Here is a 16,140-nt window from a genome sequence, read left to right on the forward strand (position 1 = left end):
TCCGTCTCGCTCGTGGTGCCTCGCTGTCGGACTTCGCCGACAAGATCGATGCCAACCCGGCGTCGCTGGTCCAGGCGTTGTTCAACCTCGGCGAGATGGTCACGGCCACCGAGTCGGTCAACGACGAGACGCTGGAGCTGCTCGGCTCCGAGATGAACTACACCGTGCAGGTCGTCAGCCCCGAAGATGAGGACCGCGAGCTCCTCGAGAGCTTCGACCTCTCGTACGGCGAGGACGAAGGCGACGAGGAGGATCTCGAACAGCGTCCCCCCGTGGTCACCGTCATGGGTCACGTCGACCACGGCAAGACCCGCCTGCTCGACACGATCCGTAAGGAGAACGTGCGCGAGGGTGAGGCCGGTGGCATCACCCAGCACATCGGTGCCTACCAGGTCAACACGCACCTCAACGGTGAGGACCGCCTGATCACCTTCATCGACACCCCTGGTCACGAGGCGTTCACCGCCATGCGTGCCCGTGGTGCGAAGTCGACCGACATCGCGATCCTGGTGGTGGCTGCCGACGACGGCGTCATGCCGCAGACGGTCGAGGCGATCAACCACGCGCAGGCGGCCGACGTGCCGATCGTCGTGGCGGTCAACAAGATCGACAAGGAAGGCGCTGATCCGTCGAAGATCCGGGGCCAGCTCACCGAGTACGGACTCATCCCCGAGGAGTACGGCGGCGACACCATGTTCGTCGACATCTCGGCCAAGCAGGGCACCAACATCGAGCAGTTGCTCGAAGCGGTGCTGCTGACGGCCGACGCGTCGCTGGATCTGCGCGCCAACCCCGACATGGACGCTCAGGGTGTCGCCATCGAGGCACACCTCGACCGTGGCCGTGGCCCTGTGGCAACGGTGCTCGTCCAGCGCGGAACGCTGCGTGTCGGCGATTCGGTGGTCGCGGGCGACGCCTACGGTCGCGTGCGACGCATGGTCGACGAGCACGGAGACGACGTCAGCGAAGCGCTGCCGTCGCGTCCGGTCCAGGTCATCGGATTCACGTCGGTGCCCGGCGCAGGCGACAACCTGCTCGTCGTCGAAGAGGACCGGACCGCTCGACAGATCGCCGACCGCCGCAATGCGCGCAAGCGCAACGCGTTGGCCGCGCGGAGTCGCAAGCGGATCAGCCTCGAGGATCTCGATTCGGCGCTGAAGGAAACCAGTCAGCTCAATCTGATTCTCAAGGGCGACAACGCCGGTACCGTCGAAGCGCTCGAAGAGGCGTTGCTCGGCATCGACATGGGCGACGAGGTCTCGCTGCGCGTCATCGACCGTGGTGTCGGTGGCGTGACGGAGACCAACGTCAACCTCGCTGCGGCGTCCGACGCGATCATCATCGGGTTCAACGTCCGTGCCGAGGGCAAGGCGACCGAGCTCGCCAACCGCGAGGGCGTCGACATCCGGTACTACTCGGTGATCTACCAGGCCATCGACGAGATCGAGAGCGCGCTCAAGGGCATGCTCAAGCCGATCTACGAAGAGGTGGAACTCGGCCGCGCCGAGATCCGCGCGATCTTCAAGAGCTCGAAGGTCGGCAACATCGCCGGTTGCCTGGTGCAGTCCGGTCTGATCCGTCGTAACGCCAAGGCTCGTCTGCTGCGTGACAACGTCGTCGTCGCCGAGAATCTCACCATCGCATCGCTGCGACGGGAGAAGGACGACGTCACCGAGGTCCGCGAAGGCTACGAATGCGGTCTCACGCTGACGTACAGCGACATCAAGGTCGACGACGTCATCGAGAGCTATGAGCTGCAGGAGAAGCCGCGCGACTGACGCGCGGATCGTCGAACACGCTCCCCTTCCGGGGCCGCAGGGCACCAGTGCCCTGCCGGCCACGGAGGGGGAGTACGTTCCTCACAGCCCGCGGTTCGATTCTCGAGGAAGGACACACCATGGCTGACCCGGCACGGGCACAGCGAATGGCCAAGCGGATCTCGTCGATCGTGGCGTCGTCGATCGCCCACGACATCAAGGACCCGCGGTTGACGTATGTCACGATCACCGACACCAAGGTCACCAATGACCTGCACGACGCCACGGTGTTCTACACCGTGATGGGCGAGTCGATCGACTCCGAACCCGACTACGACGCCGCAGCCGCGGGCCTGGCGAAGGCGACGGGGATTCTGCGGTCGAAGGTCGGGGCCGGGACAGGTGTGCGGTTCACGCCGACGCTGAGCTTCGTCCTCGACACCGTTCCCGACGCCGCGCGCCACATGGAGGAGCTCGTCGCGCGTGCACGCGCCAACGACGAGCTCGTGGCACGTCAGGCGAAGCAAGCGGAGCCGGCCGGTGATGCGGATCCGTATCGGAGCAAGGACTCAGACGTCGAGGACGGTTCACAGGAGTGACCACTGCCTCGACTGCGGAGATCGCAGAGGTTCTCGGTGCGGCGTCGGCGGTCACGATTCTGTGCCACGTGCGGCCCGATGCCGACACCATCGGTAGTGGACTCGCGCTCGGGCTGGCGTTGCACGCTCGGGGTCTCGACGTCGAGGTCGCATTCCCCGGCCCGGAGAGCCTCCCGGTCGCACTCCGCGGGCTGCCGGGTGCACGTCGGCTGCTCGTCGAGCCGGAGGCAGTGAAAGGTCACGACGTCTCCGTGTCGGTCGACGCCGCCGGTCTCGATCGGCTCGGCGGACTGGCGACGGTGTTCGACGGTGCGGCGACGTCGGTCGTCATCGATCACCACGCGTCCAACCGCGGCTTCGGTGATCTCGACTTCGTCGATGCGCAGGCCGACTGCACCGCTGTACTCGTGCTGCGCATCCTCGACGAACTCGGGTCACCACTCGACGCCGACATCGCGACGTGCCTCTACGCGGGGTTGGCCACCGACACCGGCTCGTTCAAGTGGGCACGTCCCGACTCGTTCCGGATCGCGGCCCGGCTACTCGACAGCGGGGTCGACGGTCGCACGTGGAGTCGTACCCTGTTCGACACACATCCCTTCTCGTGGCTCTCGATGGTCTCGGGTGTGCTCGGGTCGGCGATGCTGGTGCGCGAAGCCGCCGACGGCGCGGGCCTGGTGTACGCCGTCGTCGACCATGATGCGATGTCGGGGATGAGCTGGGAAGAGTCCGAGAGCATCATCGACATCGTGCGTACCACCGCCGATGCCGAGATCGCGGCGGTGTTCAAGGAGATCGAACCGTCCAACTGGACGGTGTCCCTGCGCTCCAAGGAGTCGGTCGATCTGATCCCGATCGCGCGTGCCCTCGGCGGCGGCGGACACCGGCATGCCTCCGGGTACAGCGACACAGGTGCCGCGGCGGAGGTCGTCGCACGGCTGGTGGGGTCGCTCTGACGGAGTCCGCGCACGCTGCCGACTCCCAGGCCACCGTCCCGGAGACGGGAGTCCGACGCATCGCCGTGCTCTCGGTGTCGGCGCTGGCCGTGTTGACCGCGCCGCCGCTGTATCTCCTGCTCGACCTCGCCGTGGTCGGTCGCCTTGGTGGCGACGAACTGGCCGCACTCGGTGTCGGCGCGCTGGTGCTGTCGGTCATCAGCACCCAACTCACCTTCCTGTCGTACGGCACGACTGCGCGGTCGGCTCGCCGCTTCGGTGCGGGTGACCGTGCCGGTGCGGTGGCAGAGGGTGTGCAGGCGACATGGATCGCGCTCGGTGTGGGTGCGGTGATCGTCGCCGTGATCTATCCACTCGCGCCGTGGGTGATGCGGCTCATGGTCGGAAGCTCGGGTCCGGACGCGGCTCACGTGGCCGCGGATGCGGCATCGTGGCTGCGTATCGCGTGCTTCGGTGTGCCGCTCATCCTCGTGTCGATGGCGGGCAACGGGTGGATGCGTGGCGTCCAGGAGACTCGACGACCGGTCGTGTACGTCGTGGTCGGGTTGTCGATCGGGGCGGTTTTGTTGGTCGGGTTGGTCCACGGCGTGTGGTTCTTCCCGCGACTCGGCCTGGCGGGCAGCGCGGTTGCCAATGTCGTCGGACAATCGATCACCGGTCTGCTGTTCGCCGCGCGACTCCTGCGTGAGGTTTTGCCGGAGGCCGGAAGCCACGCGCTTCGCCCGCGCCGTGATTCGCGCTCAGCTCGTGATGGCGCGCGATCTCGTGACGCGCAGCCTCTCGTTCCAGGTGTGCTTTCTCTCGGCGGCTGCCGTGGCGGCCCGCTTCGGGGTGGCGGCGGTCGCGGCACACCAGCTGACACTGCAACTCTGGGAGTTCATGTCGCTCTTTCTCGACTCCGTCGCCATCGCAGCGCAGGCGCTCGTCGGGGCGGCGCTGGGTGCAGGGGCTGTTTCTGCCGCACGCACCGTCGCCCGCAGGGTGACGATGGTGTCGGTGATCGCCGCGTCGGTGATGGCGGTGGTGTTCGCGCTGGGCGCGGGCGTGGTGCCGAGACTGTTCACCAGCGACACCCGTGTACTCGACGTGATCGGCACACCCTGGTGGTTCTTCGTGGCGATGTTGCCGATCGCCGGTGTGGTGTTCGCGCTCGACGGCGTGCTGCTCGGCAGCGGCGACGCCGCCTATCTACGGACCGCGACGTTGATCGCCGCGCTCACCGGATTCCTGCCGCTGATCTGGTTGTCGCTGGTCTTCGATTGGGGACTCGCGGGGATCTGGACGGGTCTCGTGGTCTTCATGGTGATCCGCATGCTGACCGTCGTGTGGCGCATCCGCTCGGGACGGTGGCAGCGGGTCGGTCGCGAGAGCCGCTGACTCGGCATCTGGCACGATGGATCCTCGTGGCTACACTCTGGGCGATCAGCGATCTTCACGTCGCGCACCGCGGCAACGAGAGCATCGTGGACCAGATCAGACCGTCGGCATCCGACGACTGGCTGATCGTCGCCGGTGATGTGTCCGAACGCACCGACGACATCATCGACACGTTGCGCCGACTCAAGGCTCGTTTCGACACGGTGATCTGGGTACCGGGCAATCACGAGCTCTACACCACGGCCAAGGATCCGCTGCAGATCTTCGGTGTCGCCCGCTACGACTACCTGGTTCAGGCCTGCCGCGACATCGGCGTCATCACACCCGAGGACATCTACCCGGTGTTCGACGCAGGCGACGGCAGCGAACCTGTCCGTGTGGTGCCGATGTTCCTGCTCTACGACTACACATTCCGGCCGGAGGGAACGACGACGGCCCTGCAGGCGCTGGCAGTAGCCCGGGAGCGCAACGTGGTGGCCACCGACGAGTTCCTGCTCTCCGCCGAGCCGTACCCGACCCGAGACGCGTGGGGCAGAGCACGGATCGATGCCACCCGCCGTCGGCTCGAAGCACTCGACCCGTCCGAGAAGACCATCCTGATCAATCACTGGCCGCTGCGACGCGAACCGACCGACGCGCTGTTCTACCCCGAGTTCGCACTCTGGTGCGGCAGTGAGCTCACCGCCGACTGGCACACCCGTTTCAACGCGGCATGCAGCGTGTACGGGCATCTGCACATCCCGCGCACCACCTGGTACGACGACGTCCGGTTCGAGGAGGTGTCGGTGGGCTACCCGCGGGAGTGGAAACGACGGGGACTTCCCGAGCCGCTGCTCCGTCAGATCGCACCGGATCCCGGTGTCCGCGAGAGGGATCTACCCGACCACGGTGCGCGTTTCACACTGCCGCCCGACTACGCCGAGCGCGCAAGGGAATTCGCCGAACGGGTGGCGCAGCGCCGCGCAGAGCGCTCGGAGTCACAGGTACGGCGCTCGCAGACCCAGGAGGGAAATCAGTGATCGAACGACTCGTCCCGCCCGGTGTGGCCGCAGCCGAGTCCTTCGGCGACCCGCCCGGTCTCGCTCCGATGCCCGCGGAGGAATCGTTGATCGCGCGCGCGGTGGAGAAGCGGCGTCGCGAATTCATCACCGCGCGCCATTGCGCGCGACAAGCACTCGGCCAGCTCGGCATCGAGCCGACACCGATCATGCGCGGCGACAAGGGAATGCCCCTGTGGCCCAAGCAGATCGTCGGCAGCTTGACGCACTGTGACGGCTATCGTGCAGCGATCGTCGCCTACGCCATGGGGGTTCGCTCGCTGGGGATCGACGCGGAACCCCACGACGAACTGCCCGAGGGTGTCCTCGAGCACACCAGCCTGCCCGCCGAGCGTGACGTTCTCGCAACCAGGCCGGCCGGTCTCCACTGGGACCGGCTCCTGTTCTGCGCCAAGGAAGCGACGTACAAGGCGTGGTTCCCGCTGACCCAACGCTGGCTCGGCTTCGAGGACGCGCACATCACGTTCGAGCAGACGGGGGAGAACACGGGGACGTTCCGCTCCGAGATCCTGATCGACGGGTCGGTCATCGACGGCGGTACACCGATCACCGAGTTCTCGGGTCGGTGGCTGGTCGACGACGGCTACATCACCACGACGATCGTGATGAGCTGACGTGGCCGACTCCTCCATCCAGAACGCCGGATTGGTCATCGTCGACAAGAACGAGGGCATCACGAGCCACGACGTGGTGTCGCGGTGTCGAAAGCTGTTCGACACCAGGCGGGTTGGTCACGCGGGCACCCTGGATCCGATGGCGACCGGCGTGCTCGTCGTCGGCGTCGAGCGGGCGACCAAGCTACTCGGCCTGCTGTCACTGAACACCAAGTCCTACACCGCGACGATCCGACTCGGCGCCGCCACGGACACGGACGACCGCATGGGTGAGGTCATCTCGCAGTCGGACGCATCGTCGATCACCGACGAGCAGATCGCCGACACCATCGCCACTCTCACCGGCGACATCGAGCAGGTGCCCGCGAAGGTCAGCGCCATCAAGGTCGACGGTCGGCGGGCGCACGCCCTGGCCAGGACGGGTGAGGAATTCGAGCTCGCCGCACGGCCGGTCACCGTGTCCCGATTCGACGTGTTGGCTCGGCGGGACGAGGGCACGTTCGTCGACCTCGACGTCGTTGTCGACTGTTCCGCGGGGACTTATATCCGTTCGCTGGCACGCGACCTCGGAGACGCACTCGGAACCGGGGGTCACCTGACCGCACTACGTCGAACCGCCGTTGGGCCCTTCACGCTCGAGCATGCGCGGACCCTCGAACAGCTCGCGGAACATCCGGAGCGCAGTCTCACCATCGACGAAGCCGCGCTGATCTCGTTCCCGCACCGCGACATCGACGACGACGAGGCCGAATCCATCAGTCAGGGGCGGTGGCTTACCCCGATCGGCCGCAAAGGCGTCTACGTGGTGGTCGATCCTGCCGGGCAGGCCATCGCTCTCGTGCAGGAAAAAGGTCGCCGCGCGAGTTCGGTGATGGTCGTTCGGCCTGCGACGCTGAGGTAGCGCCGGCCGGGTGCCCGCCGCAGCCGTCAGTGCACGGCGACGAGGAAGATCGCCCGGGCTGCGATGTCGCCGAGCACGATCGGTTCCGCGTCGTCGACCGAGATCGAGATCGTCCCGGCGAACGGACGCTTCTCCGTGACGCGGACAACGCAGTCCAGGGCGACGCCGAGCTGGTCGAAGTACCGGAGTACCTCGGGGTCGGTGTCGGAGATGCGGGCGATCCGGCCGCCTTCGCCGGTGTCGAGGTCGGCGAGCGAAAAGGCCTCGGGTGCAGGGACGGAGCCGTCGATGCGGGGGATGGGGTCGCCGTGCGGGTCGCGGTCGGGGTGACCGAGCTTGGCGTCGAGGCGGGCCATGAACCGATCCGACATGGCGTGCTCGAGGACTTCGGCCTCGTCGTGCACCTCGTCCCAGCCGTAGCCGAGTTCGCGGACGAGGAAGGTCTCGATCAACCGGTGCCTGCGCACCATCAGGATCGCAGCCACCCGGCCTTCGTCGGTGAGCGTCACCGCGCCGTAGCGTTCGTGCGCGACCAGACCCTGGTCGGCGAGCTTGCGGATGGCCTCCGACGCCGTCGACGCCGAGACGCCCATCTTGTCGGCGAGCATCTTGGTCGTGACCTTGACCTCGGCCCACTCCTGGCTGGTCCAGATGACTTTCAGGTAATCCTGGGTGACCGTGGACAAATCGGTCACCGACGTGTCCGGGACAGGAGTTCCGGAGGCGGGAGTCGGGTGTCCGGGGTCGGAGGTCGTGGCACCGGCCGCGCGGGTCTGGGGCATGGATCGAGCTTAGCGCCGCCTACCCACACCGAGAGTGCTCGCCCGCCGTATCGCGACGGTCGTGCGTGCAGACGTCCGGCGCGGCGTATCCGCGTTGCCTCCGCGAACACCGTGATTCATCGTGTCGGTGCGCGCAATTCACCGTCTCGACCCGATCGGTTGCCGGACGGGCGCGGGCGCTGGTCCGGCAGCGTCGGTCATCGTAGGCTTGTCGGCGTGTTGCGATGGCGAGGTCTGGAGGAAGTACCCGCGGACTGGGGCAGGTGTGTGGTCACCATCGGCGTGTTCGACGGTGTCCACCGCGGGCACGCTCAGTTGATCCACGCAGCGACCTCCGCAGCGGCGGAGCGCGGAATCCCGTCCGTGTTGATGACCTTCGATCCGCACCCCGCCGAGGTCGTTCGCCCCGGAACTCACCCGCCGCAGTTGACCACCCTCACGCGACGAGCGGAGCTGGCCGAGGAACTCGGCATCGACGTGTTCTGTGTGATGCCGTTCACGCCCGAGCTCGCCTCACGCTCGCCCAAGGACTTCGCCCACAACGTGCTGGTCGAAAGCCTGCATGCTGCCGAGGTCGTCGTCGGAGCCAACTTCACGTTCGGCAAGAAGGCCGCCGGGAACGTCGAGAAGCTCACCGAACTCGGTGAGCGGTTCGGGTTCGAGGTCCAGGCGATCTCACTGTTCGGCGAGCATGCCGTGACCTATTCGTCGACCTACATCCGTTCGTGTGTGGCGGCAGGCGATGTCGAACGCGCAGCCGAGGCACTCGGGCGGCCGCACCGGGTCGAGGGAGTCGTGGTGCGTGGTGACGGCCGCGGCCGCGAATTGGGTTATCCCACAGCCAATGTCGCGCCACCGATGTACGCGGCGATACCTGCCGACGGGGTGTACGCGGCATGGTTCACGGTGCTCGGGCCCGGTCCGGTCGTCGGTCAGGTGATCCCGGGGGAGAGTTATCAGGCCGCGGTGTCCGTCGGCACCAATCCGACGTTCTCCGGTCGTACACGGACTGTCGAGGCGTTCGTCCTCGACACGGCCGCGGATCTGTACGGGCAGCACGTCGCCGTCGACTTCGTCGATCGGATCCGCGGCATGGAGAACTTCGACAGCATCGACGACCTCCTGACGGCCATGGCGGGCGACGTCGACAAGACGCGCGAGATACTGGCCGTCGGCCACACGGCGTCGTAGGCGCAGGCGAGCCGTCGCGGACCTCGTAGGCGCCGGCGAGCCGTCGCGGGAGGCTGTTCGTGATTTGGGTCCGGACCAGCGGAGTTGGTAGCCTGGTGAGTCGGTGCTGCTGCAGTCCGCGGTGGCGCACCGAACCGGTCGAACCGAATCCGGGTGGATTCGACACCGGTCACAGATGACGCGGGACTGAAACAACCAGGAGTATCTCCATGGCATTGACTGCCGAGCAGAAGAAAGAAATCCTCACCGAGTACGGCCTGCACGAGACCGACACCGGTTCGCCCGAGGCTCAGGTCGCACTGCTGACCAAGCGCATCACCGACCTCACCGAGCACCTCAAGGAGCACAAGCACGATCACCACAGCCGTCGTGGTCTGCTGCTGCTCGTCGGTCGTCGTCGTCGCCTGCTCAAGTACGTCGCCAAGGTCGACATCGCGCGTTACCGCTCGCTGATCGAGCGCCTCGGCCTGCGTCGCTGAGACCGTCCGGCACGGCCGGATACCACGACCTCACGAACCGGTCATCTCCCATGGGGGGATGACCGGTTCGGCGTTTCCTACTGCGCGGGCACGCGATGATAGGCTGATGGGCGGAACGTTGCAGATATGTGCGTCCACAAGCATGACGAAGAGTCAGATCGGTCCTCGGTAGTGGCCGCCGGAATCACCAGCTGATTCCGGCCGCTTCGATCGAAGGCCGTCTGAGCACCACGGATCACATGAGGCTGATCCGGGCATGCAGTGGCCATGTCCCGCGATGTTCTGGGCCGGTAGCGGCGCTACGCGCGCCCCGGTGCGCGGCATCCGCGTCGCGCAGATCATCGGGAGTGCGCGGCGGTATGTCGCTTCCCGGTCCCAATCCGCATATACGGGCCGCTGTCGCGGCCACCATCACGATCGCGTCGAATGCGATCGGCACGAAGGGATTCATAGCCCACATGACAGATGTCACATCCACCGAGGTCGTCGAGGAATTCGACGACGCGATCACCGAGGCGACGGCCGTCATCGACAACGGCAGCTTCGGCACCCGCACCATCCGGTTCGAGACCGGACGTCTCGCGCTGCAGGCCGCCGGTTCGGTGACCGCCTACCTCGACGACGAGACCATGCTGCTGTCGACCACAGCGGCATCGAAGCACCCCAAGGAGCACTTCGACTTCTTCCCGCTCACCGTCGACGTCGAAGAGCGCATGTACGCCGCCGGACGCATCCCCGGCTCGTTCTTCCGCCGCGAGGGTCGCCCGTCGACCGACGCGATCCTCACCTGCCGCCTTATCGACCGCCCGCTGCGCCCGTCGTTCGTCGACGGCCTGCGCAACGAGATCCAGGTCGTCGTCACGGTCCTGAGTCTCGATCCCAAGGATCTCTACGACGTCGTCGCGATCAACGCCGCCTCGGCGTCGACCCAGCTCGCGGGCCTGCCGTTCTCCGGCCCCGTCGGCGGTGTGCGTGTTGCGCTCATCCCCACGGAGGAGAACAAGGCGGGCCAGTGGGTCGCGTTCCCGACCGTCGAGCAGCTCGAAGGTGCCGTGTTCGACATGGTCGTCGCGGGCCGCGTGGTCGAGGGCGGCGACGTCGCGATCATGATGGTCGAGGCCGAGGCCACCGAGAACGTCATCGACATCGTCGCAGGCGGCGCGCAGGCACCGACCGAGACCATCGTCGCGGAGGGGCTCGAGGCCGCAAAGCCGTTCATCGCGCGTCTGTGCGAGGCGCAGAAGTCGCTCGCGGATGCTGCCGCGAAGGAGACCGCCGAGTTCCCGCTGTTCCCGCCGTACGAGTCCGACGTCTACGACGCCGTCTCCGCTGCAGCCACCGAGCGTCTCTCGCAGATCCTCACCATCCCAGGCAAGCAGGAGCGCGACGACAAGACCGACGAGCTCAAGGCCGACATCCTCGCCCAGCTCGGCGAGCAGTTCGAGGGCCGCGAGAAGGAGATCGGCGCGGCATACCGCTCGGTCACCAAGAAGCTCGTGCGCCAGCGCATCCTCACCGACCACTTCCGCATCGACGGCCGCGGCATCACCGACATCCGGTCGCTGTCGGCCGAGGTCGCCGTGATCCCGCGCGCACACGGTTCGGCTCTGTTCGAGCGTGGCGAGACCCAGATCCTCGGTGTCACCACCCTCGACATGGTCAAGATGGCCCAGCAGATCGACTCGCTGGGACCCGAGACCTCCAAGCGGTACATGCACCACTACAACTTCCCGCCGTACTCGACCGGTGAGACCGGTCGCGTGGGATCGCCCAAGCGCCGCGAGATCGGCCACGGAGCGCTCGCCGAGCGGGCTCTCGTGCCGGTCATCCCGAGCGTCGAGGACTTCCCGTACGCCATCCGTCAGGTGTCGGAAGCGTTGGGCTCCAACGGTTCCACCTCGATGGGTTCGGTCTGTGCGTCGACCATGTCGCTGCTCAACGCCGGTGTGCCGCTGCGCGCGCCGGTCGCGGGTATCGCGATGGGTCTCGTTTCCGACACCGTCGACGGCGAGACCCGCTACGTGGCGCTCACCGACATCCTCGGCGCCGAGGATGCCTTCGGCGACATGGACTTCAAGGTCGCGGGCACCAAGGACTTCGTCACCGCGCTGCAGCTCGACACCAAGCTCGACGGCATTCCGTCGAAGGTGCTTGCCGGTGCGTTGAGCCAGGCCAAGGACGCGCGCCTGACCATCCTGGACGTGATGGCCGAGGCCATCGACGAGCCCGACGAGATGAGCCCGTACGCGCCGCGGATCACCACCATCAAGATCCCGATGGACAAGATCGGCGAGCTGATCGGCCCCAAGGGCAAGACGATCAACGGCATCACCGAGGAGACCGGCGCGAACATCTCCATCGAGGACGACGGCACCGTGTTCATCGGCGCTGCGGACGGTGTGTCGGCGCAGGCTGCGATCGACAAGGTCAACGCCATCGCCAACCCGCAGCTGCCCAAGGTGGGCGAGCGCTTCCTGGGCACCGTGGTGAAGACCACTGCCTTCGGCGCGTTCGTGTCGCTGCTTCCGGGCCGCGACGGTCTGGTGCACATCAGCAAGCTCGGTAAGGGCAAGCGCATCAACAAGGTCGAGGATGTCGTGAAGGTCGGCGACAAGCTTCAGGTCGAGATCGCCGACATCGACGAGCGCGGCAAGATCAGCCTCATCCCGGTCGACGACACCAAGAGCGACGCACAGTCCGACGCTCCGGCGGACGACAAGGACAAGGCATCGGCGGACGCCTGATCTGCTGACGTAGCGGCGTGCTCGCCGCGAGAATTCGACGGCCCGTCGTTCACAATGGTGTGGACGACGGGCCGTCGTCGTGGTCGAGGCCGCTGGTGGTGGTCGATGGTCGTGAGAGGAGACGAGGAGATGTCGATGGCGGAGGTCGGTCACGGCGACGTCGTCGTCGACAAACTCACGGTCCCGCACCGTCGGGAGTCGTCGGGCACAGGGGACGCAACGGTCGACAGTCTCATCCGATCCGAGCCACTGGTGGGCACGCCGGACATGTCGGTGCGACAGGCAGCGCAACTGATGACCGAACGTAACCGCGATCATGTGCTGATCCCGTTGCGCGACAATGGTTTCGGCGTGATCACCGATGCACTCATCCGTGAGCGGGTGGTAGCCGAGGGCGTCTCCGCCGATACCGCCGTGACGACGCTCATCGATCGCCGCGCGCCCGTCGTCGCGCCGCACGTCGCGGCGTCGGACGCGTTGACCACGATCCTCGAGAACGACCTGACCGCCCTGCCGGTCGTCGACCCTGGTGGCGCCGTGCGCGGTGTGGTCGCGCCGTCGGACTTCGTCGCCGCCCCCGGTGGCCCGAGTGTGGCTCTGCGCGAGCAGATCTCGCGAGCGCGCGATATCGCCGAACTACAGGAACGCGCGTCGCGGGTGCCCTACCTCGTCGCCGATCTGGTGCGGCGTGAGCAGCCGGCCCATTCGGTGACCACCATGGCCTCACTGGTCACCGATGCCGCGGTGCGACGGGCGCTCGAGTTGGTTCTGGCCTCGCACCCTCAGCTCGATCCGGCACGGTTGACGTGGATGTCGTTGGGCAGCAATGCGCGTCGGGAGACGGTGCTCAGCTCGGACATAGATTCGGCGGTGTCGTTCTCCGACGACGTCACCGACGAAGAGGTCGGTGCGTACCGGGTGGCCTTCGGCGAGGTCGACGACGTGCTGCGCGGCGGCGGTATGGTCGTCGACGACAACGGCGCCGTGGCCTCGATGCCGCTGTTCTCGCGTACACACTCCAGGTGGCGGGCCGCCGCGCGGACGTGGCTGGCGGAGCCGTTGGAGAACAAGGGCATGATTCTCACGTCGTTGATGATCGATGCCCGCCCCATCTGGGGTGACGAAGGGCTTCCCGCTGTCGGTGAGGTGTTCGGCGACCTCCGTGGTCATCGCGGGACACTCAATCTCCTGCTCGCAGAAGCGCTTGCCACCAAGGCGAAGATGCGGTCGGTGCGCGACATGCTGACGCGGCGCGGGGACGAGTTCGACATCAAACAGCACGCGATCGGTCCACTGGTCAACTTCGCCAGATGGGCAGCTCTGTCGGTCGGATCGACACAGCTCGACACCCGGGGTCGGCTGCGTGCTGCCTCGGGCAGTGAACTGCTGCCCGACGATCAGGCAGAGACACTCGTGGAGGTGTTCGAGGTCTTGCAGCGGATACGCCTGAACTATCAGGTCGCGCAGTTCGACAGGGGCGAACCGGTGAGCGACGTGATGGAGATGAAGCGTCTGTCGCCGCTTGACCGAAGTATGGTGGCGCAGGCAGTCCGCGAGATCGCAGGGGTGCAGCGTCGAGCAGCCAATCGTGCACATTATCTGCCTGTAGGGTCGCCGGACTGACTGACAACTTCTGGAGGTGTGGCGCGGAGTGTGCCTGATCCTGTTCGCGGTCGACGTCGATCCGCGGTACCCGCTGTTGCTTGCGGCCAACCGTGACGAGATGTACTCGAGGCCTACCGAGGGCATCCACCGCTGGGGTGATCTCCCGATCCTCGGTGGCCGCGACCTGACCGCCGGTGGTACCTGGATGGGTGTGTCGACCACGTCGCCGCAGCGGATGGCGGCCGTGACGAATGTGCGCCTTGGTGAACCGAAGGTATTGCCCGACAAGCGATCACGTGGCGATCTTCCCGTCGACTTCCTCGTCGGCGACGTCACCCCGCGGCAGGCGGCCGAGAGCCTCGTCGAGCATGCGGACGAGTACGCGCCGGTCAATCTCCTGGTGGCCGACGGCGTCGACGTCTGGTGGGCGACCAACGCACCTGAACCGCAGGTCAAGGTGGTGCCGCCGGGGTGGCACGGTCTGTCCAATGGTGTCCTCGACAGCAACTGGCCCAAGGTGACCGACGGGGTCCGACGATTCGAGCGGGTCGCCACAGAGCCGGATGCAGTACCGGACGACTATCTCGCGATGCTCGACGATCGGCGGTTGGCCGATCCCGCTCGGCTGCCCGACACCGGCATCGATCCCGAGCGTGAGCACCAACTCTCAGCGATGTTCGTCGATATGGATGGCTATGGCACCCGAGCGTCGTCGGTGCTGCGCATGCGACGCGACCGCCATGGCGACCTCACCGAGCGACGCTTCCGCGACGGCGAAGCCGTGGCAACCACGACACTGAACTGGTGAGCCACACGCGACCGCCGGGCTCGGGATGTCCCGGGCCCGGCGGTGTCGCGGTGAAGTCGTGATCAGTTGGTGCTGAATGGGTTGCGCTCGGCGGGGATGTCGAGTGCCGTGCCGACCTCGGCGTTGAACAGCTTTCCGGCGTGCGTGCTGAGACCACCGGCGAGGGCTGCATTCTCCGACAGGGCCTTCTCCCACCCCTTGTCGGCGAGTTGCAGCACGTAGGGCAGGGTCGCTCCGGTGAGCGCCTGCGTCGACGTACGGGCGACCGTGCCGGGCATGTTGGCGACGCAGTAGAACACGCTGTCGTGCACGGTGAACGTCGGGTCGTCGTGCGTGGTGGGGCGTGAATCCTCGAAGCAGCCGCCCTGGTCGATTGCGATATCGACGAGCACCGAGCCCGACTTCATCTGCGCGACGAGACTGTTGGGGACGAGCACGGGTGCCTTGGCGCCGGGGACGAGGACTGCGCCGATCACGAGGTCGGCCTGCTTGACGGCCTCGGCGAGTGCGAGTGACGTCGAGTAGCGGGTGTGGACGCGTCCGCCGAAACGGGCGTCGACGGCGCGCAGCTTGGTGATGTCGAGGTCGAAGACGGTGACCTGTGCGCCCATGCCGACGGCGATGGTTGCGGCGTTGACACCGCTGACACCTGCGCCGATGACGACGACGTCGGCGGGTTCTGTGCCCGGGACCCCGCCCATGAGCACGCCGCGTCCGCCCTCGGAACGCATGAGGTGGTATGCCCCGACCTGGGGGGCGAGTCGGCCCGCGACCTCACTCATCGGCGCCAGCAGCGGCAGCGAGCCGTCGGCCGCGCGCACCGTTTCGTAGGCGATCGAGGTGGTGCGCGATGCCAACAAGGCGTCGGTGCAGGGGCGGCTGGCCGCGAGGTGCAGGTAGGTGAAGAGGGTTTGGCCCTCGCGCATCAGGTCGTACTCGGCCTCGATCGGTTCCTTCACCTTCAGGAGGAGGTCGGCCTGCTCCCAGATGGCGGCAGCGGTGTCGAGGATCTGTGCCCCCGCGGCCTTGAAGTCGGTGTCGTCGATGGCCGAGCCGAGCCCGGCGCCCGCCTGGATGACGACGTCGTGGCCGCGCTTGGTCAACTCGGCCACTCCGGCGGGCGTGATCGCGACGCGATACTCGTTGTTCTTGATCTCTGTGGGGATGCCGATACGCATCAGGTGCTCCTTGACGTTCGTATAAGAGGGTGATGTCGGTGCGCTTCGGGAGCGCGGGTGGTGGTTCGAATGGGGGCGCTACTCTGCGCTG

14 protein-coding genes and 1 pseudogene are annotated in these 16,140 nt (G+C 66.7%); 12 read left to right on the top strand and 3 right to left on the bottom strand.

Annotation, left to right across the window (positions count from 1 at the left end; all coding sequences use genetic code 11):
- From infB to truB, 7 genes and pseudogenes are all read left to right on the top strand, one after another.
- Window positions 1–1,778 (top strand): translation initiation factor IF-2 (gene infB, locus GOOTI_RS08270; protein ID WP_007238120.1); only part of this gene is annotated, 1,778 nt, incomplete at its 5' end.
- Between the two features lie 119 nt (window positions 1,779–1,897).
- Window positions 1,898–2,356, top strand: coding sequence for a 30S ribosome-binding factor RbfA (gene rbfA / locus GOOTI_RS08275; RefSeq protein WP_007238121.1), 459 nt, complete (start codon window positions 1,898–1,900; stop codon window positions 2,354–2,356).
- On the top strand, window positions 2,353–3,312 hold the full coding sequence (locus GOOTI_RS08280; RefSeq protein WP_007238122.1) for a DHH family phosphoesterase: 960 nt from the start codon (window positions 2,353–2,355) through the stop codon (window positions 3,310–3,312). The genes rbfA and GOOTI_RS08280 overlap by 4 nt, the downstream gene beginning before the upstream one ends.
- A pseudogene (locus tag GOOTI_RS08285) lies at window positions 3,309–4,689 on the top strand (MATE family efflux transporter). The gene GOOTI_RS08280 and the pseudogene GOOTI_RS08285 overlap by 4 nt, the downstream one beginning before the upstream one ends.
- 26 nt (window positions 4,690–4,715) lie before the next feature.
- Complete coding sequence (locus GOOTI_RS08290) at window positions 4,716–5,708, top strand: metallophosphoesterase family protein (protein ID WP_007238124.1); 993 nt, start codon at window positions 4,716–4,718, stop codon at window positions 5,706–5,708.
- Window positions 5,705–6,361 (top strand): 4'-phosphopantetheinyl transferase family protein, encoded by a 657-nt coding sequence (locus GOOTI_RS08295; protein ID WP_007238125.1) that lies wholly within the window; start codon window positions 5,705–5,707, stop codon window positions 6,359–6,361. Before GOOTI_RS08290 ends, GOOTI_RS08295 begins: the two co-directional genes overlap by 4 nt.
- A 1-nt stretch (window position 6,362) precedes the next feature.
- The gene (truB, locus tag GOOTI_RS08300; protein WP_007238126.1) at window positions 6,363–7,262 is read left to right on the top strand and encodes a tRNA pseudouridine(55) synthase TruB; all 900 of its coding nucleotides are present in this window, start codon (window positions 6,363–6,365) and stop codon (window positions 7,260–7,262) included.
- Window positions 7,263–7,288: 26 nt separating this feature from the next.
- Here truB and GOOTI_RS08305 read toward each other — a convergent pair whose 3' ends face one another.
- Window positions 7,289–8,044: a metal-dependent transcriptional regulator gene (locus GOOTI_RS08305; RefSeq protein ID WP_007238127.1), complete on the bottom strand. Its 756-nt coding sequence runs from the start codon at window positions 8,042–8,044 to the stop codon at window positions 7,289–7,291.
- Between the two features lie 216 nt (window positions 8,045–8,260).
- Here GOOTI_RS08305 and GOOTI_RS08310 point away from each other — a divergent pair, with 216 nt between their 5' ends.
- Together GOOTI_RS08310 and rpsO are read left to right on the top strand one after the other, a co-directional pair.
- Window positions 8,261–9,235 (top strand): bifunctional riboflavin kinase/FAD synthetase, encoded by a 975-nt coding sequence (locus tag GOOTI_RS08310; RefSeq protein WP_039993771.1) that lies wholly within the window; start codon window positions 8,261–8,263, stop codon window positions 9,233–9,235.
- A gap of 209 nt (window positions 9,236–9,444) precedes the next feature.
- Window positions 9,445–9,714, top strand: a complete 270-nt coding sequence (gene rpsO, locus GOOTI_RS08315) for a 30S ribosomal protein S15 (protein WP_005204469.1) — start codon at window positions 9,445–9,447, stop codon at window positions 9,712–9,714.
- A 235-nt stretch (window positions 9,715–9,949) separates the two neighbouring features.
- Here rpsO and GOOTI_RS25675 read toward each other — a convergent pair whose 3' ends face one another.
- Window positions 9,950–10,165 (bottom strand): hypothetical protein, encoded by a 216-nt coding sequence (locus tag GOOTI_RS25675; protein WP_138985220.1) that lies wholly within the window; start codon window positions 10,163–10,165, stop codon window positions 9,950–9,952.
- 7 nt (window positions 10,166–10,172) lie between these two features.
- On the opposite strand from GOOTI_RS25675, the gene GOOTI_RS08320 reads away from it, so the two are divergent.
- From GOOTI_RS08320 to GOOTI_RS08330, 3 genes are all read left to right on the top strand, one after another.
- On the top strand, window positions 10,173–12,458 hold the full coding sequence (locus GOOTI_RS08320; protein ID WP_039993778.1) for a polyribonucleotide nucleotidyltransferase: 2,286 nt from the start codon (window positions 10,173–10,175) through the stop codon (window positions 12,456–12,458).
- Between the two features lie 135 nt (window positions 12,459–12,593).
- Entirely contained in the window at window positions 12,594–14,081 is a 1,488-nt protein-coding gene (locus tag GOOTI_RS08325) for a putative nucleotidyltransferase substrate binding domain-containing protein (RefSeq protein WP_007238130.1), read from the top strand.
- A gap of 28 nt (window positions 14,082–14,109) precedes the next feature.
- Window positions 14,110–14,871: an NRDE family protein gene (locus GOOTI_RS08330; protein ID WP_007238131.1), complete on the top strand. Its 762-nt coding sequence runs from the start codon at window positions 14,110–14,112 to the stop codon at window positions 14,869–14,871.
- A 62-nt stretch (window positions 14,872–14,933) separates the two neighbouring features.
- Here the strand turns inward: GOOTI_RS08330 and ald are convergent, their stop codons facing one another.
- The gene (gene ald, locus GOOTI_RS08335; RefSeq protein ID WP_007238132.1) at window positions 14,934–16,049 is read right to left on the bottom strand and encodes an alanine dehydrogenase; all 1,116 of its coding nucleotides are present in this window, start codon (window positions 16,047–16,049) and stop codon (window positions 14,934–14,936) included.
- Between the last annotated feature and the right edge of the window lie 91 nt (window positions 16,050–16,140).

The organism is Gordonia otitidis NBRC 100426, assembly GCF_000248075.1.
Taxonomy (GTDB): Bacteria; Actinomycetota; Actinomycetes; order Mycobacteriales; family Mycobacteriaceae; genus Gordonia; species Gordonia otitidis.